The following is a 24,651-nucleotide window of genomic DNA, read 5'->3' on the forward strand; positions in this document are numbered from 1 at the left end:
GGAGAACCCTGTGTTGAGGAAGCGAATCGTCGCGGCAGTGGCCGTGGCCGCCCTGGCGGCGTTGAGTGCCTGTTCACCGGCGAGTGAGCCGAGCGACAGCGGCGGCGAACAGGTACTGCGGTACGCACCGGCGATGTTCCCGGTGTCGCTGGACACCTACAAGTACGCCGGCGAGGAGAGCGTCCAGACCACGATCCAGCAGATCATGGAGCCGCTGGTCCGGGTCGACGACGGAAAGATCGTCCCGGTGCTGGCGACCTCGTGGCAGAACCCCGACCCGAACACGTGGATCTTCAAGCTCCGCTCCGGCGTGAAGTTCTCCGACGGTACGCCGTTCACCGCGAAGGACGTGGTCGCGTCGTACCAGCGGCACCAGAAGCTCGACGGTCCGCTCGTCCCGCTGTACTCGACGGTGACGTCGTTCGCGGCGACCGACGACCAGACCGTGACAGTGAAGACCAGCAAGCCGCTCGGCACGTTGCTGAGCTCGCTGACGCTGCTGTTCATCGGGCCGGCGGACAAGCTGAACACCGACGGGTTCTTCAACAAGCCGATCGGGACCGGGCCGTTCACGGTCACGTCGTTCCAGCCCGACGAGAAGCTCGAGCTGGCCGCGAACCCGGCCTACTGGGACGGCGCACCTAAGCTGAGCAAGCTCGAGTTCGTCAACATCCCCGAGGTGGCCGGGCGCATCACCGCGCTGGAGAACGGCGAGGTCGACGTACTGACGCAGATCCCGCCGGACCAGGTCGGATCGGTCAAGGGGAGCGACGCGATCAGCTACTCGACCACGCCGAGCTGGACGTACTACTTCGACTGGTTCAACTCCAACCGGAAGCCGTTCAACGACAAGCGGGTCCGGCAGGCGATGTGGCACGCGCTGAATCTCGACGGGACCGTCAAGGACCTCTTCGGCGATCTCGCGTCGGTCGCGCAGGCGCCGTTGGCCCAGGGCGTGATCGGTGCGCCGAAGCTGTCGCCGTACAGCTACGACCCGGCGAAGGCGAAGCAGCTGCTCGCGGAGGCGGGGTACCCGAACGGGTTCACCACGTCGATGCAGTGGCCGCTCGAAGGTGGGCCGAACATCCGCGCGCTGGCGCAGGCGATGATCTCGGACTGGGCGAAGATCGGCGTCACGGTCAAGCCGCTGGAGAAGGAACGGGCCCAGTGGCTGGAGGACTTCGGCAAGCTCAACTGGGACATGAACCTGCAGACCAACGTGACCGGCACTGGTGACGCCGACTACACGCTGGCCCGGCTGTACGTCTGCTCCGCCAAGCGCAACGGCTACTGCAACCCGGCCGTGGACAAGTTGCTGCTCGACGCCCGCTCCACCGTCGATCAGGCCCAGCGCCCGAAGCTCTACCAGCAGGCCGGCCAGATCCTCTGGGACGACGCCGTCGGCATCTTCCCCGCCGACCTCGCCTCCAACGCCGCCGTCCGCTCCCGCGTGCAGAACTTCGTGATGCCCCCGAGTGGGCGCCCGCTGTTCGCGAAGGTGAGCGTGTCCGGCAGCTGACCCCGGATCCCCAGGCCATCACAATCGGCGCGGCCCGCGCGAGTTCACGCTCGCGCGGGTCGCGCCGTGGCGATTGTGATGGCCTGGGGATCCGCACCCTTCGAGTGTGGTGGACCGACCCTTCGAGTGCGGTGGACCGACCCTTCGAGTGCGGTGGAAAGGCGGGCGAGGGGTTGACGGGTTGGAGGGGCGCGGTCTAGCGTCCGGGAAATCGATTACTCGCCCCGGATCGAGGAGGTGTTGTCATGGCCGACGACGCTGCCCTCGTCCGGATGGCGGGGATCGGGAAGCGGTACGGCGGGGTGCAGGCGTGCCGCGAGGTCGACTTCGTGCTCGGGGCCGGTGAGGTGCACGCGCTGCTCGGCGAGAACGGCGCCGGTAAGAGCACGTTGATGAAGATCCTGTCCGGCGACGTGACGGACTTCGACGGCACAATCGAGATCAACGGCGCCCCGACCCGCTTCAACGGGCCGACCGACGCGCAATCCGCGGGGATCGCGATGATCCACCAGGAGCTCGACCTCGTCCCCGGCCTGTCCGTCGCCGACAACATCTTCCTCGGCCGAGAGCTGCGGACCACGGTGCGTACGGTCGACCGCCGCCGGATGGAACGCGCGGCCCGCGAACTCCTCGCCCGCAGCGGCGTCAGCCTCGACCCACGGCGTCCGGTCGGCGAGCTCCGCGTCGGCGAGCAGCAACTCGTCACGATCGCGAAGGCCATCTCCCTCGACGCCCGGGTGCTGATCATGGACGAGCCGACCTCCGCGCTCACCAGTTCCGAGGTCGAGCGGCTCTTCGACGTGATCCGCGAACTCCGGCTGAGCGGTGTCGGCATCGTCTACATCTCGCACCGGATGGAGGAGATCGCCCAGGTCGCCGACCGCGCGACCGTCCTCCGCAACGGCCGGATCGTCACCAGCTTCGACCCGCGCAAACTCAGTACGGCCGAAGTCGTCGAGGCAATGGTCGGCCGCCCGGTGCAGACCATGTTCACCACGCCCGACGCCGACACCGGCGACGAGCTGCTCAGGGTCGAGAATCTCGCCCTCAAAGCCCGCCGTCCGCGCCCCGGCCGCCGCGATCCCGACGGCATCAGCCTCACGGTCCGCTCCGGCGAGATCGTCGGCTTGGCCGGCCTGCTCGGCGCCGGCCGCACCGAACTCCTCGAGACCCTGTACGGCGTCGCGCCCGGCGGTATCCGGACCGGCCAGGTCCTCCTGCAGGGCAAGCCGATCCACCCGCGCGGACCGCGCCAAGCCCTTGCCCAGGGCATCGGTTTCGTGCCCGAGGACCGGCGCGTGTCCGGGCTCGTGCTGTTCCACTCGATCCTCGCGAACACGGTCGTCTCCAGCCTCCCGTCGTACGGGCGGCTGGGGGTGATCGCCCGCCGGATGGAGCGCGCGGCGTCGACCAGGATGGCGGATCGGCTGCGGCTGAAGTTCGGTCGGCTGCAGGACGAGGTCGGCACGTTGTCCGGTGGCAACCAGCAGAAGGTCGTGTTCGGCCGGATGCTGCTGACCGAGCCGCGACTGCTCTTGCTGGACGAGCCGACCCGCGGCGTCGACGTCGGCGCGAAGGCCGAGATCTACCGCCTGCTCGGCGAGCTGGCCGCCCAGGGCCTCGGCGTACTGCTGGCGTCCTCCGAGCTTCCCGAGTTGGTCGGTGTCTGCGACCGCGTCGTCGTGCTGCGGGACGGGCGCGACGTGGCGTCGTTCAGTACGGCGGACTCGGGCGAAGGGGATCTGCTCGCAGCCGCGATGGGACAAGGCGAGGTCGGAGGAGCGCAATGACCGACGTACAGGACAAGGTGGTGGCGACGGAGCGGACGTCCGTGGTCGCGACGCTGTTCCGGTTCCAGAGTGTATTCGGGCTGATCGCGGTCTTCATCGCGGCGATCGTGTTCTCGCCGCGCAAGAACGGCGAGATCCTGTTCATCAGCGCGGACAACCTCGCGAACGTGGTCCGGGCCGTGTCCGAGATCGGGATCATCGCGGTCGGGATGACGTTCGTGATCCTGATCGGCGGGATCGACCTGTCGGTCGGCGCGGTCCTCGGGCTCGCCGCGGTCGGGTCCGCCGTCCTCATGGTCGAGGACAACTGGGGCTTCCTGCCGTCGGTGCTGGTCGTGCTCGTGATCGGCCTGCTGTTCGGCGCCCTGCAGGGCATCGCGACGGCGATGATCGGGATCCAGTCGTTCATCGTCACCCTGGCCGGACTGCAGATAGCCCGCGGACTGGCCCGGATCTGGTCCGGCGGGCAGGGCGTCGCGATCGCGTACGGCGACGGGCCGAACGAGGCGCCGGCGTCCTTCGCGCTGCTCGGCGAACGGACCTTCGGCGGCCTGGTACCGATCCCGGTGATCATCTTCGCGGTGGTCGCGATCGTCGCGGTCGTGTTCCTCCGGGTCAGCGCGTTCTCCCGGCATCTGTACGCGGTCGGCGGCAACGAGAAGGCGGCCCGGCTGTCCGGCGTACCGGTGGTCCGGGTGAAGGTCGCGGTGTTCGCGATCTGCGGGCTGCTCGCCTCGCTGGCCGGCATCGTGCACGCGGTACAGCTCAACCAGGGCAGCCCGAACGACGGCCTCGGGTACGAGCTGGACGCGATCGCCGCGGTGGTGATCGGCGGCACCAGTCTGGCCGGCGGCCGCGGCTCGGTGGCCGGGACGGTGGCGGGTGCGCTGCTGCTCGGCGTACTGAACAACATCCTTGCCCTGAACAACATCGACTCCAACATCCAGCTCCTGATCAAGGGGCTGGTCATCGTTGCCGCCGCCGCGCTGCAGCGACTCCGCCCCACCTCGTGAGGAAGGCTCTGTCATGGGTTCTTTGAAGTTGCCGATCGCAACGGCCGCGGTCGCCGCCCTGGTGCTGGCCGGGTGCGGAACGACGAACGAACGGACCGCGGGCGCCTCGCCCGAAGCGTCCAAGTCCTGCAAGGGGGCCGACGGGACGTACACGATCGGGATGAGCCAGGCGAACGTGGCCGAGCCGTACCGGCAGCGGATGGACGACGACATCAAGGCGGCGGCCAAGGACGTGCCGCAGTTCGACGTGAAGTTCGCCGACGCCGCACAGGACAACGCCAAGCAGGTCGCGGACGTGGAGAACTACATCACCCAGCAGATCGACCTGCTGATCATCAGCCCGAACGAGGCCAAGCCGCTGACCGCGGTGGTGAAGAAGGCCTACGACAAGGGCATCCCGGTGATCGTGCTGGACCGGAAGGTCGAGGGCGACGCGTACACCGGGTTCATCGGGGGCGACAACGTGCAGATCGGGCGCGAGGCCGGGAAGTACATCGCGGAAAAGCTGCTGCCGCAGGGCGGGAATGTGGTGGAGCTGAAGGGGCTGGCCGGTGCGACACCGCAGGCCGAGCGGCACGAGGGGTTCGTCGAGGGGATCAAGGGCAACCCGAAGGTGAAGGTGATCGCGGCCGCGAGCGGCGACTGGCTGCGGGAGAAGGGCCAGTCGCAGATGGACGCGCTGCTGAAGGCGAACCCGAAGATCGACGTGGTGTTCTCGCACAACGACCCGATGGCCGAAGGCGCGTACCTGGCCGCGAAGGCGGTCGGCCGGGAGAAGGAGATGAAGTTCACCGGCATCGACGCGCTGCCGATCCCGTCCGGCGGCATCAAGGCGGTCGAGCAGGGCCGGCTGAGCGCGACCTTCACGTACCCGACCAACGGCAAGGAAGCGATCGCCGCCGCGAAGAAGATCCTGGTCGACTGCGGCACCATCGAGAAGACCCAGACGCTCCCCACCCGCGAGATCGACGCGTCGAACGCGGCCAAGATCTACGCCGAGGAGAACCCGAACGGCTGATGGTGGACCCCCATGCAGGCAGAACCCCCCGAAATCGAGGGTTGGCGGGCGTTCAGCGCCACTTATGCCTGCACAGGGGACCACTCACCGCCGGGAACTGGCGCGCTCGACGAGCCGGGCGCCGAGGGTGGTAGCGGTCGGCGGTCGGCTGTTGTCGGCGATCCGCGCCAGCAGCAGCCGCGCCGCGACCGCGCCGATCTCGTACGCCGGCTGGGCTACCACCGACAGCGGTGGGTCGACGAGCTCGGCCCAGGGCGCGTCGTCGAAGGCGACCAGCCCGACGTCGCGCCCCGCCTGCACGCCGCGCTCGTGCAGGGCTTGCAGGACGCCCACGGCCATCGCGCTGTTGGCGATCAGCAGCGCGTCGGGCGGCTCGGGCTGGGCGAGCAGGTCGAGGGCGGCTCGGCGGGCGCCGGCCGCCTTGTACTCGGTACGGCGGACGAGCTTCGGCGTACTGCGACGTCGGGCGGCCCGCAGCCCGTCGCGATAGCCGGCCAGCCGGTCGTCCGCCGTGCGTACGCCGGACGGGCCGGTCACGCACCCGATCTGCTCGTAGCCTTGGGCAACTAAATGCAGAGTCGCCTCGCGGGCGGCGAGCCGGGTGTCGACCAGTACGACGTCACTGTCCTGGCCGGGCAGCGGACGATCCACCGCGACGTACGCCGTACCGCGCGCGGCGAGCTTCGCGATCGAGGAGGTCGGGCCGCTCGGTGACAGGATGACGCCGGCGACCCGCTCCTGGATGGCGATGTCGAGGTAGCGGTTCTCCTTCTCCGCGCTCTCGTCGGAGTTGCACAGCACGACGGAGTACCCGACCTCGTGGGCGACGTCCTCGACGCCGCGGGCGATCGCGGTGAAGAACGGGTTCTCCACGTCGGAGATGATCAGCGCGACCACCGCGGCCTCCTGGCGGCGCAGGTTCCGCGCCGGGCCGTTCGGCTGGTACCCGAGCTCGGTCGCGGCCGACCGGACCCGCGCGGCCAGGTCGGGGTCGACGGTCGGTTTCCCGTTCAGCGCCCGCGAGACGGTCGCGGTCGACACCCCGGCCCGCGCGGCCACGTCGCTGATAGTCGGCACCTGTCAACCTCCTCGCTGACCGAACAGTAACCCGGTGAGTAATGGATTACCCAGACCTGCGTCATGCACTTTACGTACGTAACCTCGGGGCATTACCAGTAGCGTGAGAGGATCACCCGCGTGACTGCCTTGCCGAGTGTTTCGTACTCCATCACCGTTCGCCTCGAGGTGCCCGCGGGTGGCTCGACGGTGAGCAAGCTGACGACCGCGGTCGAGCAGGCCGGCGGTCTGGTCACCGCGCTCGACGTGACCGCGTCCGGCCATGAGCGGCTCCGGATCGACGTCACCTGTGCGGCCGCCGACACCGAGCACGCCGGCCGGCTGGTCGAGGCGATGCGCGCGGTGCCGGGCGTCGAGATCGGCCGGGTCTCGGACCGGACCTTCCTGATGCACCTCGGCGGCAAGATCTCGATGGAGGCCAAGCACCCGATCCGCAACCGTGACGACCTGTCGATGATCTACACGCCGGGTGTCGCGCGGGTCTGCCTGGCGATCGCCGCCAACCCCGAGGACGCCCGCCGGCTGACGATCAAGCGCAACAGCGTCGCGGTCGTCACCGACGGTTCCGCCGTGCTGGGGCTGGGCAACATCGGCCCGAAGGCCGCGCTGCCGGTGATGGAGGGCAAGGCCGCGCTGTTCAAGCGGTTCGCCGGGATCGACGCGTGGCCGCTGTGCCTGGACACCCAGGACCCCGAAGCGATCATCCAGGTGGTCAAGGCGATCGCGCCCGGGTTCGCCGGGATCAACCTGGAGGACATCTCCGCGCCGCGCTGCTTCGAGATCGAGGCCCGGCTGCGCGAGGAGCTCGACATCCCGGTCTTCCACGACGACCAGCACGGTACGGCGGTCGTGGTGCTGGCGGCGCTGTTCAACGCGCTCCGGGTGGTCAGCAAGGACATCACGAACGTCCGGGTGGTGCTCTCCGGCGCCGGCGCGGCCGGTACGGCGATCCTCAAGCTGCTGCTGGCGGCCGGGGTGAAGGACGCGGTCGTCGCCGACATCGACGGCGTCATCCACACCGAGCGCGAGGGCCTGTCGCCGGAGCTGCGCTGGATCGCGGAGAACACCAACGCGGCGAAGTACAGCGGCAACCTGAAGGGTGCGCTGGCCGGCGCCGACGTGTTCATCGGCGTGTCCGCGCCGAACATCCTCACCGGCGACGACATCGCCACCATGAACGACGACTCGATCGTGTTCGCGCTGGCGAACCCGGTGCCCGAGGTCGACCCGTCCGAGGCCGGCGAGCACGCGGCCGTGGTCGCCACCGGCCGCAGCGACTACCCGAACCAGATCAACAACGTGCTGGTCTTCCCGGGCGTCTTCCGCGGTCTGCTCGACGCGCAGTCGTCGAAGGTCTCGGTCGACATGGAGCTGGCCGCCGCGAAGGCGCTGGCCGGGGTCGTCACCGACGAGGAGCTGAACGCGACGTACATCGTGCCGAGCGTCTTCCACCCGGAGGTTCACACGCGGGTCGCGCACGCCGTCCGCGACGCGGCCGGCGGCAAGGCCCCGGCGCACGAGAACTACCCGGACGACTCCCCGGCGTGACCGTGTCGGTAGCGGGGGACACAAAGTCGGGACTGACGGTCTGGCTGTGGCGGATCGCGTTCGTCGCGGCGGTAGCGCTGCAGCTGTACGGCGTCTACTCGCCGCGCGAGGCGGGTCCGCACGTCGGGATCCCGCAGATCGACAAGGTCGCGCACTGCTTCCTGTTCGCGGCGGTCGCGTTCACCGGGCTGAAGGTCGGCGTACCGGCGCGGTGGTTGCTCGGAGCACTGGCCGCGAACGCGATCGTCAGCGAGCTGGTGCAGCACTGGCTGCTGCCGCAGCGCGACGGCGACCCGTTCGACGTGCTCGCCGACCTGGCCGGGGTCGCATTGGGTGCTTGGATCGGGTTCAGGGCGAACCGTCGTACGCCATGATGGAGGTATGACGGTCTCGACCCTGACCGGTTCGCTGCTGGTGGCGACCCCGTTGCTCGACGAACCGCCCTTCCGCCGGTCGGTGATCCTGCTGCTGGATCACGACGACGACGGCGCACTGGGGGTGGTGGTCAACCGCGCGGCCGACCTCGCCGTGGACCGGGTGCTGCCGGACTGGTCGACGACCGTCGACGAGCCCGGCGTGCTGTTCATGGGCGGCCCGGTCGGCACCGACAGCGCGCTCGCGGTCGCCGAGGTGGTCGAGTCGGCCGACCCGCCGGGCTGGCGGGAGTGCTTCGGCCGGATCGGGCTGGTCGACCTCGACGTCCCGCCGGTGCTGCTCGAGGGCGCGATCAGCCGGATGCGGATCTTCGCCGGGTACGCCGGCTGGTCCAGCGGGCAGCTCGAGGGTGAGATCGCCGAGGGCGCGTGGTACGTCGTCGAGTCGGTCCCGGAGGACGTGTTCGGCCACGACCCGGACACGCTGTGGCGCCGGGTCCTGCGCCGCCAGAACGACCAGATGGCCTACCTGGCGACGTACCCCGACGACCCGACGATGAACTAGCGGGTCCTACTCGTCGCCGCCGTCGCCGTCGCCGTTCAGCGAGTCCCAGATCTCTTTGCACTCCGGACAGACCGGGAAACGCTCCGGGTCCCGGCTCGGCACCCACACCTTGCCGCAGAGCGCGACCACCGGCGTGCCCATCACCATCGCCTCGGTCAGCTTGTCCTTCGGCACGTAGTGCGAGAACCGCTCGTGGTCCCCGTCCTCCAGCGTCTGCGTGCGCTCATCGACAACCGTCTCCGCACCCGGGGTCAGCTGTGTACTCATAACCCGAAGTGTAGGACGTCCCACCAGCCAACCCGGGAACTTTCTCCACAGACTGCCCGTACCCCGACATGCCGTACGACCGTTGTCACCTCCGTCAGGTAACGTTCCTGCACGGCCGACAGTCGACTACCGGGGGAGTACGCCGTCCGTGGATTCGCATCTGCCCGCCGCGCCAGCCGTGCTACCGCCGGCCTACCCGGAGCGTGCGGCGTGGGGTACCGCGAGCAAGCTCCGTGCGTGGCAGTCCGAAGCGCTGAAGCAGTATCTCGACGCCAACCCGCGAGACTTTCTTGCGGTGGCCACGCCGGGCGCCGGGAAGACCACCTTCGCGCTGACCGTGGCCGCCGAGCTGCTGCACCGGCGGGTGATCGAGCGGATCACCGTGGTCACCCCGACCGAGCACCTCAAGGTCCAGTGGGCCGATGCCGCCGACAAGGCCGGGATCGCGATCGACCCGGCCTTCGCCGGGCGGCGCGGCAAGACCAACAAGGACTTCCAGGGCGTCGCCGTGACGTACGCCGGGGTGGCGGTCAACCCGCTGGCCTTCCGGGTCCGGACCGAGCGGTTCAAGACCCTGGTCATCCTCGACGAGGTGCACCACGGCGGTGACGCGCTCAGCTGGGGTGAAGGTGTGCGTGAGGCGTTCGAGCCCGCGGCCCGCCGCCTCTGCCTGACCGGTACGCCGTTCCGCAGCGACGACAACCCGATCCCGTTCGTGACCTACGAAGAGGCGCACGACGGGGTCGCGCGGAGCAAGGCGGACTACACCTACGGGTACGGTCACGCTCTGCGCGATCACGTCGTACGTCCCGTGATCTTCATGTCGTACTCCGGGGAGATGCGCTGGCGGACCAAGGCCGGCGACGAGGTCGCGGCGCGCCTGGGTGAGCCGCTGACCAAGGACCTGACCGCGCAGGCGCTGCGGACCGCGCTGGACCCGGCCGGCGAGTGGATGGGGGCCGTCCTGGCCGCCGCGGACAAGCGGCTGACCGAGGTACGGCGGCACATGCCGGACGCCGGCGCGCTGGTGATCTCGGGTGACCAGAACACGGCCCGCGCGTACGCGAAGACGTTGCGCGAGCTGACCGGCGAGGCGCCGACCGTCGTCCTGTCCGACGAGAAGGCGGCGAGCAAGAAGATCCAGAAGTTCTCCGACGGCGACTCGCGCTGGATGGTCGCCGTCCGGATGGTGTCCGAGGGGGTCGACGTCCCGCGGCTGGCGGTCGGGGTCTACGCGACGCCGACGTCGACGCCGCTGTTCTTCGCGCAGGCGGTCGGGCGGTTCGTGCGGGCCCGGAAGCGGGGCGAGACGGCGTCGGTGTTCGTGCCGTCGGTGACCCGGCTGCTCGGGTTCGCGGCCGAGATGGAGGTCGAGCGGGACCACGTCCTCGGGCGGAAGAACAGCAACGACGACGGCGACATCTTCGGGCTCGAGGACGACCTGCTGAAGCAGGCGAACCAGACCGAGGGCGCCAGCGACGAGCTCGAGGGGAACTTCGAGGCGCTCGGGTCGGACGCGAGCTTCGACCGGGTGGTGTTCGACGGCGGCGACTACGGGACCGGCGGCGACAACGCGTCGGACGAGGAGCTGGACTTCCTCGGGCTGCCGGGTCTGCTGGAGCCCGACCAGGTGCGCGAGCTGCTGCACAAACGCCAGCAGAAGTCGCTGGCGGCCCAGAAGAAGTCCTCCCGGACGAGCGACCGTGAGGACCCGACGCCCACCGAGCTGGCCACCCACGAGCAGATCGCACTCCTGCGCCGCGAACTGAACGGCTTGGTCGCCGCCTGGCACCACCGGACCGGCCAGCCGCACGGCGTCATCCACAACGATCTGCGGCGCAAGCTCGGCGGCCCCGCCGCTGCCCACGCGTCCTCCATCCAGTTGAAGGAGCGGATCGAGCTGATCCGCGATTGGGCGACCCAGCGTCGCGCCTGAGTCCCGGTAGCTGTCACCCCGTCCTGGAATCAGGGCGGGGTGATTTCTGTGGGTGGCGAAGTGTTGACCTGCTGCGACGGGTGCTGCAAGCTTCGCGGTACTGAGCTGCAAGAAATCATCAATCTCATGCAATTAGCTCACCTCCCACCGCCCCGACGGAGGACCAATGCATCGGAAGACTCTTCCGCGGCTGCTACTTGCCGCCGTACTCATCACCACCGGCCTGCTGTCCGTCCCGACAGCCGTGGCCGCCACCCTCACCAAGACCCTCTCCGCCAGCAGCTCCCTCGCGGACTACCCGAGCGGCAACGCCGGCGACGGCAACCAGAACACCTACTGGGAGAGCGGCAACAACGCGTTCCCGCAATGGCTCCAGGCGGACCTGGGCGGCACCAAGGACGTCAACCAGATCACCCTCAAGCTCCCCGGGTCCTGGGGCGCGCGGAGCCAGACGCTGACCGTCCAGGGCAGCGCCAACGGCTCGGCGTTCACCACGCTCGTCAGCAGTACGGCGTACTCCTTCAGCGGGACGAACGTCGTCACGATCGACTTCACCAATACCGCCCTGCGCTACGTCCGCCTGACCTTCACCGCGAACACGGGCTGGCCGGCCGCGCAACTGTCGGAGTTCGATCTGGCCGGGCCTGGTGGCGGGCCGGTCGAACCTCCGACCGGCACCGACCTCGCGTCCGGCAAGGCGATCGAGGCCTCCAGTTCGGTCTTCAGCTTCGTCGCGTCCAACGCGAACGACGGCAACACCGGCACCTACTGGGAGTCGAACGGCTTCCCGTCGACCCTCACCGTGAAGCTGGGCGCGAACGCCGACCTCAGCTCGGTCGTGGTCAAGCTCAACCCCGACCCGGTCTGGGGCGCGCGCACCCAGAGCATCGAGGTCCTCGGCCGTGAGCAGTCCGCCACGACGTTCTCCTCGGTCGTGGCCCGAGCCGACTATCAGTTCGACCCGTCGGCCAACCAGAACACGGTCACGATCCCGGTCACCGGCCGGTACGCCGACCTCCGCCTGCAGGTCTTCGGCAACACCGGCGCACCGGGCGCGCAGGTCGCCGAACTCCAGGTCTTCGGTACGGCGGCGCCCAACCCCGATCTCGTCGTGACGAATGTCGCCTGGTCCCCGGCCGACCCGAGCGAGACCACGCCGATCACCCTGTCCGCAACAGTCAAGAACAACGGCTCCGCGGCCGCACCCGCAAGCAGTCTGAACTTCCTCTTGAACGGAAGCACCACCGGCACCGCAAACGTCGGCGCACTGGCCGCAGGCGCATCCGCGACCGTCACCGCCAACACCGGAACGCATGCCCAAGGCAACTACACCGTTGCCGCCGTTGCCGATCCGGCCAACGCGATCGTCGAACAGAACGACGACAACAACACCCTGCAAGCGACCACCCAACTCGCCGTCGCCCAAGCCCCTGGCCCGGACCTCCAGATCACCGGCATCACCTCCAACCCAGCCAATCCGGCACCGGGCGCAGCGGTCTCGTTCACCGTTGCCGTCAACAACCGTGGTACGACGGCCTCGACCGCCAGTGTCTCCAAGCTGACCGTCGGCGCTACCACCCTCACCGGCAACACCGCGGCCATCGCAGCCGGCGCCACCGCCAATGTCGCGATCAGCGGGACGTGGACGGCGACCAACGGCGGCGCGACCCTCACCGCGACCGCCGACGCCACCAATACCGTTGCCGAGACCAACGAAACCAACAACATCCTGACCAAGTCGATCGTGGTCGGGCGCGGCGCCGCCGTACCGTTCACTTCGTACGAAGCCGAGGCCGGGGACTACACCGGGACCCTGCTCACGTCGGATGCCAAGCGGACCTTCGGCCACACGAACTTCGCCACCGAATCGTCCGGTCGGCAGTCGGTGCGGCTGAACTCGAGCGGGCAGTACGTCGAGTTCACCTCGACCGTGCCGACCAACTCGATCGTGGTCCGCAACTCGATCCCGGACTCGGCCGACGGACAGGGGATCCAGGCAACGATCAGCCTGTACGTCGACGGTGCGTTCAAGCAGAAGCTGAACCTGTCGTCCCACAACAGCTGGCTGTACGGCACCACCGACGCACCCGAGGGGCTCACCAACACCCCGGGCGGCGACGCCCGCCGTCTCTTCGACGAGTCACATGCCCTGCTCGCTACGTCGTACCCGGCCGGCACCAAGTTCCGGTTGCAGCGCGATGCCGGCGACACGGCGTCGTACTACATCATCGATCTGGTCGACCTCGAGCAGGTCGCCCCGCCGCTGGCGCAGCCGTCCGGCTGTACGTCGATCACGCAGTACGGCGCCGTACCGAACGACGGGATCGACGACGCCGACGCCATCCAGCGTGCGGTGACCGACGACCAGAACGGCGTGATCAGCTGCGTGTGGATCCCGGAAGGCCAATGGCGGCAGGAGAAGAAGATCCTCACCGACGACCCGCTCAACCGCGGGCAGTACAACCAGGTCGGGATCAGCAACACCACGATCCGCGGCGCGGGTATGTGGTACTCGCAGCTGTACTCGACGATCGAGCCGCAGAACGCCGGCGGCATCAACCACCCGCATGAAGGCAACTTCGGTTTCGACATCGACAAGAACGTGCAGATCTCGGACCTCGCGATCCTCGGGTCCGGCCGGATCCGCGGCGGTGACGGGAACGCCGAGGGCGGCGTCGCGCTGAACGGGCGGTTCGGGACCGGTACGAAGATCAGCAACGTCTGGATCGAGCACTCGAACGTCGGGGTCTGGGTCGGGCGCGACTACGACAACATCCCGGACCTGTGGGGTCCGGCCGACGGGCTCGAGTTCAGCGGGATGCGGATCCGGGACACGTACGCCGACGGGATCAACCTCACCAACGGCGCCCGGAACTCGAAGGTGTTCAACTCGTCGTTCCGGACCACCGGTGACGACTCGCTGGCGGTGTGGGCGAGCAAGTACGTCAAGGACCAGTCGGTCGACATCGGTCACGACAACTCGTTCACCAACAACACGATCCAGCTGCCGTGGCGGGCGAACGGGATCGCGATCTACGGAGGCTACGGCAACAAGATCGAGAACAACCTGGTGTCCGACACGATGGACTACCCCGGCATCATGCTGGCGACCGACCACGACCCGCTGCCGTTCTCGGGGCAGACGACGATCGCGAACAACGCGCTGTATCGCTGTGGTGGGGTGTTCTGGGGTGAGGCGCAGGAGTTCGGCGCGATCACGTTGTTCCCGTCGAACCTGCCGATCACCGGCGTGACGATCCGGGACACCGAGATCTACGACTCGACGTACGACGGGATCCAGTTCAAGACCGGCGGCGGCGAGATGCCGAACGTTGCTCTCAGCAACATCAGGATCGACAAGTCGAACAACGGCTCCGGCATCCTCGCGATGGGCGGCGCCCGCGGCAGCGCGACGCTCTCCAACGTCACCATCACGAACTCCCGCGACGGCGACGTCCTCACCGAGCCCGGCTCCAGCTTCACCTTCACCGGGCAGTAGCCACCACACCGGGCATCCAGCCCCGCCCGGTGTTCCCCCGAGGCCCCGCACCCCGCCCGAGGTGCGGGGCCTCAGCCTTTACGGGCGGTAGACCCGGACGTAGTCGATCTGCATCGACCCGGTGCTGACCGTCGGCGGGATCTTCCCGTACACGAACAGGTCGAGGATCAGCGCGTCCCCGGTCCCGGAGTACGGACCCTGCCGGCAGACCTCCTTGCCGTCGACGTACCAAACCGTCTGGTCCGGTCCGACCTGCTCGGCGATCGTGTGCCAGTCGGTGGTGAGGTCGCTGGGGGACTCGTAGGTGCAGCTGCCGCCGGGGGACTGGTGGTTGGTGAGATACAGGGCGGTGTGGTTGTCGCTGTAGAACTCGTATGTGTCCTGCTCGCTCGATCCGGTGCCGTTCCAGGTCCAGGTGGAGGGCCAGAAGCCCTTGTCCGCCGGGAGTTTCAGCCGCGTCTCGATGTAGTCCCCGGGCTGGACGGCGAACGACTGCGCCGGCTCGTGCCCGCACGCCTGCCCGGTCGTGATCAGTGCGCCGGACCAGTCGTACCCAGCCGCCGGGTTGTTCTTCCGCGCCGTCATCGTCAGCAGCCCGTCGCGCACCGACAGCGCGTCCCAGGTGTGCCACTCGAGCTGCTGGTTGCCCTTGTTGCCGAGGCACTGGTCGGATTCCGCGTTCGAGTGGATCGCCCACTTCGTCCGGTCGATCGCCGTACCGTCGAACTCGTCGGCGAACACCAGCTTCCCCGGCGCGGCGTCGGCCGCCCGGATCGGTACGGCGAACAAGCCGAGCACCACCAAAGCCGTAAGTAACTTACGCATCAGCTAGACCTCTCCGCCGGAAACCAACGGATCAAACAGTCGCTTGATCAGGAGCGGGTTGTCAACTCCTGCGTGCCGATCACGTCGAGCAGCCGGATCGCCTGGTCGGACTCGGATCCGGGCTCGGCCGTGTAGAGCACCACCCGCTGATCGCGCTCCGGGACCACCAGGACCTCGCAGATCACGTCGATCCGGCCGACCTGCGGATGGAAGATCGTCTGGCACAGCGACTGCTGCCGCCCGACCTCGTGCCGGGCCCAGATCTCCGCGAACTCCGGGCTGCCGTCCAGCAGGTCGCGCACCAGCCGGGCGATCTCCGGATCGTTCGGGTACTTCGTCGTCGCCGTCCGCAGGTCGGCCGCCGCCTCCGCCGCGAACTCCTGCGTCGCGTTCTCTCCGAAGAGCTCGGTCTGCCGATCCGTCAGAAACCGCAGCCGCAGGAGGTTCCGGTCGCGGGCGGGCAGGGCCGAGAAGTCGGTGATCAGTGCCGCCGCGAGCGGGTTCCAGGCGAGGACGTCGTACTTCGCATCGAGCACTAGACCGGGTACGTCGAGCCGGCTGAGCATCCGCAGTACGCCGGTGCGTACGTCGACGGGCGGCCCGGGCGGCGGTCCTGGTTGCTCGCCCGCGAGCCGGAAGAGGTGATCGCGCTCGTCATCGGACAGCCGCAGCCCGCGGGCCAGTCCGGTCAGCACGGCGCGCGACGGACGCGGACCGCGGCCCTGCTCGAGGCGGGTGTAGTAGTCGGTCGACATGGTCGCCAGGCTCGCGACCTCCTCACGGCGCAGCCCCGGCGTCCGGCGGCGCAGGCCGGCGGGCAGGCCGACATCGGTGGGTTGCAGGCCTTGCCGCTTGATCCGCAAGAACTCCGCGAGCTGTCCCCGATCCATGGTCCCAGGATGTCAGCCACGCAGGTGCCGAACCAGGGACCGCCGATCCCAGGCTCGGCCCGCTCTGCCTGGGCGGCGCGATCGGCCGGACCGTTGACGGCATGAACACGCACAAGATCGCGCTCGTCACGGGCGCCAACAAGGGCATCGGCAAGGAGATCGCGCGGCAGCTCGGGCAGGCCGGGTTCACCGTGCTGGCCGGGTCCCGGGACGTCGCCCGCGGCGAGGTCGCGGTGAAGGAACTGGTTGCCGAGGGCCTCGATGCGGTCGGGATCCAGCTGGAGGTCACGGACGAGGCGTCGGTACGGCGCGCCGCCGGGCAGGTCGACGCGGCGTACGGCCGGTTGGATGTGCTGATCAACAACGCGGCGATCATCCCGGTGGGCGACGACGCGGTGTCGCGGATCGGGCTCGGCGTACTGCGGGAGGCGTTCGAGACGAATGTGCTCGGGCTGGTCGGGGTCGCGCAGGCGTTCCTGCCGCTGCTGCGGAAGGCCGACGCGGCGCGGATCGTGAACCTGTCCACCTCGCTCGCGTCGTTCGAGCAGGTCGGGGATCCGGAGTCGCGGATGTCGACCGTGCGCACGCTCGGCTACAACTCCTCGAAGGCAGCGGCGAACATGGTCACGGTCATGCTCGCCAACGAACTCCGCGGCACCGGCATCCTCGTCAACGGCGCCGACCCCGGCAACTGCGCGACGGACATGGGCGGGTGGAGCGCCGCACGCACTCCCGCGCAGGGTGCCGCGGTCGCAGTCGGACTCGCGACGCTGGACGCCGACGGCCCGACCGGACAGGTGTACGCCGAAGAAGGCCGCCTCGCCTGGTGAACCGGCTCAGACGATCGCGCCGGACCAGGCCAGTGCTTGCTTGAGGAGCTGGCCGCGGCCGCCCTCGAGGTCGTTGAGGAGGCTCGGGGCGAGGGCTTCCTCCGGCGTCAGCCAGGTGAGCTCGAGGGCGTCCTGGCGCGGGTTGCACTCGCCGGTCACCGGGACGACGTACACGAGGGCGACCGCGTGCTGGCGCGGGTCGTGCAGCGGGGTCATGCCGGGGAACGGGAAGTACTCCGCGATCGTGACCGGGACCAGGGTGGCGGGCAGCCGGGGGAACGCGGCCGGGCCGAGGTCCTTCTCGATGTTGCGCTGCAGCGCGTCGCGGATCGACTCGTTGTGCATCACGCGGCCGGACACCAGCGTGCGGATGATCTCGCCGGTCGTGGCCGAGGTCCGCAGCAGTACGCCGATGTGCTCGATCTGGCCCAGGGCATCGACCCGGGCCGGGACGGCCTCGACGTACAGGATCGGGACCCGCGTGCGGGTCTCGGCGAGCGCGAACTCGGACAGCCAGCCAGGATTCGGATCAGGCGTTTGCAGCGACGACGTCATGAGCACATCTTTGCTTACGGTCTGAAAGCGGATCTGTACTGGGATGGACTCAGTCCGAATGTTGAGCGGAATCTTCTCGTCGCGTGGCTCGGGTCGTGCCAGCCGACCAGGGCGCCAACGGTCGCGACCGGCAGTTCGGTCTCGATCAGGAGGCCGGCTGCGCGCTCGGCGCGGATGCGGGTCAGGTAGGCCATCGGGGACATGCCGACCGACTTGCCGAAGAGCCGAACCAGGTACCCAGGGGCGAGGTTGACGCGCGCCCCGAGCTGCTCGAGCGTCCAGGGCTCGGCGAGATCGGCCTCCAGCAGCCGCATCGCGTGCTCGACCGCCGCGTGCGGCCGCGCCCCCATGCCGGGCATACCGCCGGGCCCGACGCCACGCGGCACACCGCCCGGGACGAGAGCGCCGGAGAGGAGCCCGAAGACATCCGGTCCGAGGTAGGCGTTACGGACCACCAGGCCGTCGCACTCGACGTATCCGTGCCACTCGCCGGGCCGCAGTACGACGACCGAGTCCGGCGCCAACTCGACCTCGCCGGCCGCCGACACGTGCACGCCCCGCCCCGCGATGACGACCGCGATCTCGAAGAACGCGTGGCTGTGGACGGCGACATCCGCGACCACCTCGAGCCGCTCGCCCGCGACCGGCAGCCGTGGGTCCGGGAAGACCTCGCTGCTCAGCACGTTGTGCATCCGAACCTCCAGGAGGTCAAGATCAGTCAAGTCCTGGTCAACCACTGCCTGTCTGCGGCCGCCGGAAACGGCGAGTCTGGAAACACCTTCCAGCCAACGGAATCCAGGAGTACCCCGATGACCACGACCGAGCCTACGACATCCGTCACCCTCGACGACGAGACCATTTCCGCCTACCGTCGCGACGGCGTGGTGCGGATCAAGAACATCATCAGCCGGGAGGAGGCGGCCCGGTTCCGGGACGCTGCCGTGGCCGCGACCGCGAACGCCGACGACCTGTTCAAGGAGTCGAAGATCTTCAACCAGTACGTCAACGTGTGGCGGAACGACGACGTACTGCGCGAGCTCACCCTCGACCCGCGCCTCGCCGCCGCGGCGACCGCCTTGGCCGGCGTGCCGCTGCGGATCTGGCACGACCAGCTGCTGATCAAGCCGCCGCACAACGGGGCCGCGACCGAGTTCCACCAGGACGCGCCGTACTGGCCGCATGCCGGCTCCCGGGCCTCGCTGTCGGCGTGGATCGCGCTGGTCGACGTACCGGTCGAGCGTGGCTGCATGACGTTCATCCCCGGCTCGCAGGACCACCAGAACCTGCGCAGCCAGGACCTGTCCGACCGCGACGACCTGTTCCGCGCCGCGCCGGATCTGCGCTGGGAGGAGCGGCTGACGATCCCGCTGCAGGCCGGCGACTGCACGTTCCACAACGCGTACCTCGCGCACTCGGCCACGCCGAACCTCACCGACGACGCCCGGATCGCGCACGTCAACATCTACTTCGACGCCGAGGCGACGTACACCGGCGCCGGCCACGTGGTCACCGACGGGCTCGGTCTGACGGTCGGCGAACCGCTCGATCACGAGTTCTTCCCGACTGTTTAAGTTTTTACGTCGTGACATAAGTTGTCGTCGTGCGTCTGCTCACCGACATCCGTCCACTGCGTGAGTCCGCCGACTTCCGGCGGCTGTGGATCGGGTCGACGGTGTCGCAGCTCGGCCAGCAGATGACCGCGGTGACCGTGTCGATCCAGGTGTACGCGATCACGCACTCGACGTTCGCGGTCGGGCTGGTCGGGTTGTTCTCGCTGGTCCCGCTGATCGTCTTCGGGCTGTACGGCGGCGCGATGGCCGACGCGATCGATCGCCGTACCCTCTCGCTGGTCTCGTCGGCCGGGCTGTGGCTGCTGTCGATGGTCCTGGTCCTGCAGTCGCATCTCGACTGGGGCCGGGTCGGGGTCCTGTACGCCGTGGTCGCCTGTCAGTCGGCGTGCTTCGCGGTCAACAACCCGGCGCGGTCCGCGATCATCCCGCGGCTGATCCGCCCCGAGTTGCTGCCGGCCGCGAACACGCTCAGCCAGGCCGCGTTCAACCTGGGCTTCACCGCCGGGCCGTTGCTCGGCGCGGCGGTGATCGCCTGGCACGGGTTCGCGGCGGCGTACCTGGTCGACGTGATCACGTTCACCGCGGCGCTGTACGCGCTGTTCCGGCTGCCGGCCGTGCCGCCGACCGGCGCGATCCGGCGGGCGGGGCTGCGGTCGGTGCTGGAGGGGTTCACGTTCCTGCGGGCCGCGCCGGCGCTGCTCGCGACGTTCCTCGCCGACATCCTCGCGATGGTGTTCGCGCAGCCGCGGGCGTTGTTCCCGGCGGTGGCCGGGGCGTTCTTCGGTGGCGGCGTACGGACGGTCGGGTTGCTGCAGGCCGCGCCGGCGATCGGGGCGCTGATCGGGGTGATCTTCTCCGGCTGGGTGACCCGCGTCCGCCGGCAAGGCGTGGCGATCGTGCTGGCGATCACGGCGTACGCCCTGGCCGTCGGGCTGTTCGGGCTGTCCCGGACGATCTGGCTGGGGGTGGCGCTGCTCGCGATGTCCGGTGCGGCCGACATGGTGAGTTCGGCGTACCGGAACACCGTGCTGCAGTCCGCGGCGCCGGACGCGATGCGCGGGCGGCTGCAAGGTGTCTTCATCGTCGTCGTGGCCGGTGGGCCGCGACTCGGAGACTTCGTCGCCGGTACGACGGCGTCGCTGACCAGCCCGACCGTCGCACTACTGGGCGGTGCGGCGGTCTGTATCACCGGCCTGCTGATCCTGCTGGCCCGCAACCGCCCGTTCCGGGACTACGACTCGCAGACCCGCGCGCTGTCCTGATCAGCCGCCGGTCGCGAGCTTCTTCAGGACCGTGAACCAGGAGTCCATGTCCGGGTTGATCTCGGTCATCGGCTTGTCGCCGACGGTCACCATCTTGCGGTCACCCAGCGGCTTCTTGAGCTTGAACGGGGTCAGCGAGGCGTTGCTGTCCGGCGGGCAGGGCGAGTCGACGTCGACGAACACGAGCACCTTGTCCTCCTGCTCGTCGACCCGGAGATCGCCGGCGCAGGAGATGCCGGTCCCGATCACCATGTCGTACTCGTCGTACTTCGGAGCGTTCTGGATCCACTTCAGGTAGTGCGGCTTCTTGCCCTTGATCAGCTGGTAGTACTGCACGGGTTGCGGGGTCTTCTCCGAGGTCGGGCCCTTGCCGTCGCCGAGGAACGTGCCGAAGACCATGTCGACGCACGGGTCCTTCACGTCCGGGCCGTCGGTCGCGCCGAACGCCTTCGCGGCCTTGTAGCAGCCGACCGCCTCGCGGTTGAACGAGATGTTGAAGCCGACCAGGATCAGCGCGCCGACGACCAGCGCGATGGCCAGCATCCGGCGGCTCCTCAGCTGCTGCGGGCCGAGGATGCCGGCCGCCCGCCGGGCCTCCTCCGGGGTCGCGTCGGCGGGAACCGGTGCGGTGCGGAACAGCGCCATGATCGAGCTCGTCCACTGCGGATTGATCAGGGTCGGAATGGCATAGACCAGGATCAGCACCACGACCACGAGGACGGCGGGGAGCAGCGACCAGTAATTTCGCACGGCAGCAAGATACGGGGCCATCGGTCCGCGCCCGAATAACGGATACTCTTTCAAGGTGCCCGCTGAGACCTCGCAGACGCTGGACCGGGGACTGACCGTCCTCGAGTTGCTGGCGGACGCGCCGGACGGCCTGTCGATCACCGAACTGGCCGCCGCGCTCGGGGTCAGCCGGACGGTGGTGTACCGCCTGGTGAACACGCTCGAGCTGCATCGGCTGGTGCGTCGCGACAGCGAGGGCCGGGCCCGGCTGGGTCTCGCCGTGCTGCACTACAGCCGCCGCGTGCAGCCGACGCTGCGTGACGCCGCGCTACCTGTACTGCGTTCACTCGCCGAGGACACCGGGGCGACCGCGCACCTGACCGTCGCGGACGGCGAGGAGGCGCTGGCCATCGCCGTCATCGAGCCCAGCTGGACCGACTTCCACGTCTCCTACCGGATGGGCTCCCGCCACGCCCTGGACCAGGGCGCCGCCGGCAAGGCGATCCTCGCCGGCCGCCGCAAACCGGACCCCGCCGGCCGCCCCTTCGTAGTCACGTCAGGCGAGTTGCAGGCCGGCGCCCAAGGCGTCTCGTCCCCCGTTCTCGGGGTGCCGGGCGTCGAGGCGTCGATCGGCGTGGTCGTCCTCGGCAAACTCGACCGCGACTTCGTCGGCCCCCGAGTAGCCCGAGCCGCCGTCGAGGTCGCCAAGCGCCTCGCCTGACGCGCCCCGGCCCGCCCGGCCCGCCGGGTGCCGCTGCCGCCCGCGCGGGCCTAGTCACGCGCGGATGTGGACCTGGGTGCATGCATAACCCCGGTGCAGGGGCCGAATCCGTGGGTCCAGGGGCACTTCTGCATGCCTGTGCGTCCGGGGTCAGCCGTTTCGAGTCGCCGCCTCGACCAGCGGCAGCACCCGGTGCGGGATCTGTTCGGCCAGGGCGATCACGGTTGAGGCTCGTTGGATGCCTCGGACGATGACTACCTGGTCGATCACGCGTTGGAGGTCGGCATTGGAGCGGGCGACGATGCGGCACCACAGGTCTTCGGCGCCGGTGATGGTGTGGACCTCGAGCACCTCGGGGATACGAGCCAGCGCCTCGGCCACCGTCGTGTGACCTGACCCCTGCTCGATCTGCAGCGTTGCGAACGCGGTCACCGGGTAGCCGATCGCGGTCGTGTCGATCGCCGGGCCCCAGCCGCGCACCACGCCGTCGCGCTGCAACCGGTCCAGCCGCGCCTGCACCGTGCCCCGCGCGACCCCCAGCCGCCGCGACGCCTCCAGCACACCGACCCGCGGCTCGGCCGCGAACAACCCCAGGATCCGCGCGTCCAGCCTGTCGACCGACATCAAGCACCTCCCGGGAGATAGTCAGCCTGACCAAATAGTCCAGCCAACACCCCAGCATACTGTGCAACCTGCGCAGTGAAACAAGGAACTGTTGCACAACCTGTCGCCACACCGCGAGGCTCAGTGCACGTACCCGACCCGGGAGGCCCCATGACCAGCACCGATCTCACCCCCGCAGAGCTCGACGCCGATCTCGACCTCGACCAGCTGAAGCAGCTCGTCGGCCTGGTGCCGTACGACGAGAGCACCGACCCGTTCCCGGTCACCGCGATGGACGCCGTGGTGTTCGTGGTCGGCAACGCCACTCAGACCGCGAAGTGGTACCAGCTCGCGTTCGGCATGGACCTGGTCGCGTACTCCGGCCCCGAGACCGGCAGCAAGGACAGCAAGGCCTACGTGCTCAAGTCCGGCTCCGGCCGGTTCGTGATCTCCGGCGGCGTGAGCCCGAAGAGCCCGCTGCTCGACCACCACCGCAAGCACGGCGACGGCGTCTCCGACCTCGCGCTCGAGGTTCCGGACGTGGACAAGTGCATCGAGCACGCCCGCAAGGTCGGCGCGGTCGTCCTCGAGGAGCCGAACGACGTCACCGACGAGCACGGCACGATCCGGCGCGCGGCGATCGCGGCGTACGGCGACACCCGGCACACCCTGATCGACCGGAGCAGGTACGACGGGCCGTACCTGCCGCGCTTCGTCGCGGCGACCACTCAGGTCACCCGCCCCGCGGGACACCCGAAGCGGCTGTTCCAGGCGGTCGACCACGTCGTCGGCAACGTCGAGCTCGGCAAGATGGACGAGTGGGTTGCCTTCTACAACAAAGTGATGGGCTTCGTGAACATGGCGGAGTTCATCGGTGACGACATCGCCACCGACTACTCGGCGCTGATGAGCAAGGTCGTCGCCAACGGCAACCACCGGGTCAAGTTCCCGCTGAACGAGCCGGCGGTGGCGAAGAAGAAGTCGCAGATCGACGAGTTCCTGGAGTTCTACGACGGCGCCGGCGCGCAGCACATCGCGCTCGCCACCAACGACATCCTGCGCACCGTCGACATCATGCGCGCGAACGGCGTCGAGTTCCTCAACACCCCCGACTCGTACTACGAGGACCCGGAGCTGCGGTCCCGGATCGGCAACGTCCGCGTGCCGATCGAGGACCTGCAGTCGCGCGGGATCCTGGTCGACCGGGACGAGGACGGCTACCTGCTGCAGATCTTCACCGCCCCGATCGGCGACCGCCCGACGGTCTTCTACGAGCTGATCGAGCGGCACGGTTCGCTCGGCTTCGGCAAGGGCAACTTCAAGGCTCTGTTCGAGGCCATCGAGCGCGAACAAGAGCGACGCGGCAACCTCTGAGCCGGGGCCGCCCCGCCGAGAACCTTGCCCGGTGCAACTGAACACGGCGTGTTGCCGTCCGATTACCGGAATGACTGTTGGGGCAAGCTCCGTTCGCGTAGTGTGCCTTCCTGAGTGTGCGTCGGGGCGTGCACTCAGGAAGGGTTTCGTCATGAAGACACTGGGCATTCTGCTCAGCACCGCGGGCCTGGCCGGAGTCGGCGTGCTCGCCGTCGCCGCGGCGCCGGCCCAGGCGGCCGAAGCGGCCACCTGCTCAGGTGCGAGATCCATCGCGTCGGCGCCGATGCTGCGCGACCACAAGCCACCCAGCTGGGGCACGGTCCGGCTCGTCCGGGACAGCTGCTCGCAGTACTGGGCCGAGATCACCATGGCATCGCCGGTGGTGGCCAACGCGAAGGCCAACGCCTTCCTGGTGCAGTACGGCGGCGGCAACAACGGCCGGGTGCTCAGCTGCGACAGCAGCGGCGGCAACGGCTCGGTGATCCAGGGGCAGCGCACCTGCCGGACACCGAAGGTCAAGGGCAGCAGCGGCATCACGTTCGCCGCGATCGGCCGCGAGTACCACAACTACGGCGGCGGCTACGAGGAGATCTCGGAAAACGCCACCAAACGCACCCGCTGACCGTCTCTGTCCTGATGCGGTCACCACTCGGGTGCGCAGTACCGCGCAGTAGTTACTAGGCTC

At 68.9% G+C, this 24,651-nt stretch carries 23 protein-coding genes; 15 read left to right on the plus strand and 8 right to left on the minus strand.

Annotation, left to right across the window (positions count from 1 at the left end; genetic code table 11):
- Positions 1-10 precede the first annotated feature (10 nt).
- The 4 genes from OHA18_RS23780 to OHA18_RS23795 all read left to right on the plus strand — a co-directional run bounded on the left by OHA18_RS23780 (position 11) and on the right by OHA18_RS23795 (position 5,340).
- A complete protein-coding gene (locus OHA18_RS23780; protein WP_328997483.1) occupies positions 11-1,519 on the plus strand; it encodes an ABC transporter substrate-binding protein in 1,509 nt (502 codons plus the stop codon).
- Between the two features lie 245 nt (positions 1,520-1,764).
- Complete coding sequence (locus OHA18_RS23785; protein WP_328997484.1) at positions 1,765-3,309, plus strand: sugar ABC transporter ATP-binding protein; 1,545 nt, start codon at positions 1,765-1,767, stop codon at positions 3,307-3,309.
- A complete protein-coding gene (locus OHA18_RS23790; protein ID WP_328997485.1) occupies positions 3,306-4,322 on the plus strand; it encodes an ABC transporter permease in 1,017 nt (338 codons plus the stop codon). Before OHA18_RS23785 ends, OHA18_RS23790 begins: the two co-directional genes overlap by 4 nt.
- A 13-nt stretch (positions 4,323-4,335) precedes the next feature.
- The gene (locus tag OHA18_RS23795) at positions 4,336-5,340 is read left to right on the plus strand and encodes a substrate-binding domain-containing protein (RefSeq protein ID WP_328997486.1); all 1,005 of its coding nucleotides are present in this window, start codon (positions 4,336-4,338) and stop codon (positions 5,338-5,340) included.
- 84 nt (positions 5,341-5,424) lie between these two features.
- On the opposite strand, the gene OHA18_RS23800 is transcribed toward OHA18_RS23795, so the two are convergent.
- Positions 5,425-6,417 (minus strand): LacI family DNA-binding transcriptional regulator, encoded by a 993-nt coding sequence (locus OHA18_RS23800; protein WP_328997487.1) that lies wholly within the window; start codon positions 6,415-6,417, stop codon positions 5,425-5,427.
- Positions 6,418-6,537: 120 nt separating this feature from the next.
- Here OHA18_RS23800 and OHA18_RS23805 point away from each other — a divergent pair, with 120 nt between their 5' ends.
- From OHA18_RS23805 to OHA18_RS23815, 3 genes are read left to right on the plus strand one after another with little or no spacing between them, the layout of a single operon-like run.
- Positions 6,538-7,965: an NAD-dependent malic enzyme gene (locus tag OHA18_RS23805; RefSeq protein WP_328997488.1), complete on the plus strand. Its 1,428-nt coding sequence runs from the start codon at positions 6,538-6,540 to the stop codon at positions 7,963-7,965.
- Complete coding sequence (locus OHA18_RS23810) at positions 7,962-8,339, plus strand: VanZ family protein (protein WP_328997489.1); 378 nt, start codon at positions 7,962-7,964, stop codon at positions 8,337-8,339. The genes OHA18_RS23805 and OHA18_RS23810 overlap by 4 nt, the downstream gene beginning before the upstream one ends.
- A 7-nt stretch (positions 8,340-8,346) precedes the next feature.
- Positions 8,347-8,904, plus strand: coding sequence for a YqgE/AlgH family protein (locus tag OHA18_RS23815; RefSeq protein ID WP_328997490.1), 558 nt, complete (start codon positions 8,347-8,349; stop codon positions 8,902-8,904).
- Positions 8,905-8,910: 6 nt separating this feature from the next.
- Here the strand turns inward: OHA18_RS23815 and OHA18_RS23820 are convergent, their stop codons facing one another.
- Positions 8,911-9,171: a DUF3039 domain-containing protein gene (locus tag OHA18_RS23820; protein WP_328997491.1), complete on the minus strand. Its 261-nt coding sequence runs from the start codon at positions 9,169-9,171 to the stop codon at positions 8,911-8,913.
- 148 nt (positions 9,172-9,319) lie between these two features.
- Between OHA18_RS23820 and OHA18_RS23825 the strand changes: the two genes are divergently transcribed.
- Both OHA18_RS23825 and OHA18_RS23830 read left to right on the plus strand, forming a co-directional pair.
- Entirely contained in the window at positions 9,320-11,107 is a 1,788-nt protein-coding gene (locus OHA18_RS23825; RefSeq protein ID WP_328997492.1) for a DEAD/DEAH box helicase, read from the plus strand.
- A gap of 166 nt (positions 11,108-11,273) precedes the next feature.
- The gene (locus OHA18_RS23830; RefSeq protein ID WP_328997493.1) at positions 11,274-14,606 is read left to right on the plus strand and encodes a CARDB domain-containing protein; all 3,333 of its coding nucleotides are present in this window, start codon (positions 11,274-11,276) and stop codon (positions 14,604-14,606) included.
- Between the two features lie 78 nt (positions 14,607-14,684).
- Here the strand turns inward: OHA18_RS23830 and OHA18_RS23835 are convergent, their stop codons facing one another.
- Positions 14,685-15,431 (minus strand): glycoside hydrolase family 16 protein, encoded by a 747-nt coding sequence (locus tag OHA18_RS23835; protein ID WP_328997494.1) that lies wholly within the window; start codon positions 15,429-15,431, stop codon positions 14,685-14,687.
- Between the two features lie 47 nt (positions 15,432-15,478).
- On the minus strand, positions 15,479-16,321 hold the full coding sequence (locus tag OHA18_RS23840) for a helix-turn-helix transcriptional regulator (protein ID WP_328997495.1): 843 nt from the start codon (positions 16,319-16,321) through the stop codon (positions 15,479-15,481).
- A gap of 101 nt (positions 16,322-16,422) precedes the next feature.
- On the opposite strand from OHA18_RS23840, the gene OHA18_RS23845 reads away from it, so the two are divergent.
- Positions 16,423-17,151, plus strand: a complete 729-nt coding sequence (locus tag OHA18_RS23845; RefSeq protein ID WP_328997496.1) for an SDR family NAD(P)-dependent oxidoreductase — start codon at positions 16,423-16,425, stop codon at positions 17,149-17,151.
- Positions 17,152-17,157: 6 nt separating this feature from the next.
- On the opposite strand, the gene OHA18_RS23850 is transcribed toward OHA18_RS23845, so the two are convergent.
- Both OHA18_RS23850 and OHA18_RS23855 read right to left on the minus strand, forming a co-directional pair.
- Positions 17,158-17,706: an NUDIX hydrolase family protein gene (locus OHA18_RS23850; protein WP_328997497.1), complete on the minus strand. Its 549-nt coding sequence runs from the start codon at positions 17,704-17,706 to the stop codon at positions 17,158-17,160.
- A 14-nt stretch (positions 17,707-17,720) separates the two neighbouring features.
- Positions 17,721-18,398 (minus strand): helix-turn-helix transcriptional regulator, encoded by a 678-nt coding sequence (locus OHA18_RS23855; RefSeq protein ID WP_328997498.1) that lies wholly within the window; start codon positions 18,396-18,398, stop codon positions 17,721-17,723.
- Positions 18,399-18,515: 117 nt separating this feature from the next.
- Between OHA18_RS23855 and OHA18_RS23860 the strand changes: the two genes are divergently transcribed.
- Together OHA18_RS23860 and OHA18_RS23865 are read left to right on the plus strand one after the other, a co-directional pair.
- Positions 18,516-19,277: a phytanoyl-CoA dioxygenase family protein gene (locus tag OHA18_RS23860; protein ID WP_328997499.1), complete on the plus strand. Its 762-nt coding sequence runs from the start codon at positions 18,516-18,518 to the stop codon at positions 19,275-19,277.
- A 29-nt stretch (positions 19,278-19,306) separates the two neighbouring features.
- Positions 19,307-20,539, plus strand: coding sequence for an MFS transporter (locus OHA18_RS23865; RefSeq protein WP_328997500.1), 1,233 nt, complete (start codon positions 19,307-19,309; stop codon positions 20,537-20,539).
- Here the strand turns inward: OHA18_RS23865 and OHA18_RS23870 are convergent, their stop codons facing one another.
- Complete coding sequence (locus OHA18_RS23870) at positions 20,540-21,289, minus strand: hypothetical protein (protein ID WP_328997501.1); 750 nt, start codon at positions 21,287-21,289, stop codon at positions 20,540-20,542.
- Positions 21,290-21,344: 55 nt separating this feature from the next.
- Between OHA18_RS23870 and OHA18_RS23875 the strand changes: the two genes are divergently transcribed.
- Complete coding sequence (locus OHA18_RS23875; RefSeq protein ID WP_130444922.1) at positions 21,345-21,989, plus strand: IclR family transcriptional regulator; 645 nt, start codon at positions 21,345-21,347, stop codon at positions 21,987-21,989.
- A gap of 150 nt (positions 21,990-22,139) precedes the next feature.
- On the opposite strand, the gene OHA18_RS23880 is transcribed toward OHA18_RS23875, so the two are convergent.
- Positions 22,140-22,613, minus strand: a complete 474-nt coding sequence (locus tag OHA18_RS23880) for an Lrp/AsnC family transcriptional regulator (RefSeq protein ID WP_328997502.1) — start codon at positions 22,611-22,613, stop codon at positions 22,140-22,142.
- A gap of 150 nt (positions 22,614-22,763) precedes the next feature.
- Here OHA18_RS23880 and hppD point away from each other — a divergent pair, with 150 nt between their 5' ends.
- Both hppD and OHA18_RS23890 read left to right on the plus strand, forming a co-directional pair.
- Positions 22,764-23,966, plus strand: coding sequence for a 4-hydroxyphenylpyruvate dioxygenase (gene hppD, locus OHA18_RS23885; RefSeq protein ID WP_328997503.1), 1,203 nt, complete (start codon positions 22,764-22,766; stop codon positions 23,964-23,966).
- A 151-nt stretch (positions 23,967-24,117) separates the two neighbouring features.
- The gene (locus OHA18_RS23890) at positions 24,118-24,588 is read left to right on the plus strand and encodes a hypothetical protein (RefSeq protein ID WP_328997504.1); all 471 of its coding nucleotides are present in this window, start codon (positions 24,118-24,120) and stop codon (positions 24,586-24,588) included.
- Positions 24,589-24,651: the final 63 nt, after the last annotated feature.

Source organism: Kribbella sp. NBC_00709, from assembly GCF_036226565.1.
Taxonomy (GTDB): domain Bacteria; phylum Actinomycetota; class Actinomycetes; order Propionibacteriales; family Kribbellaceae; genus Kribbella.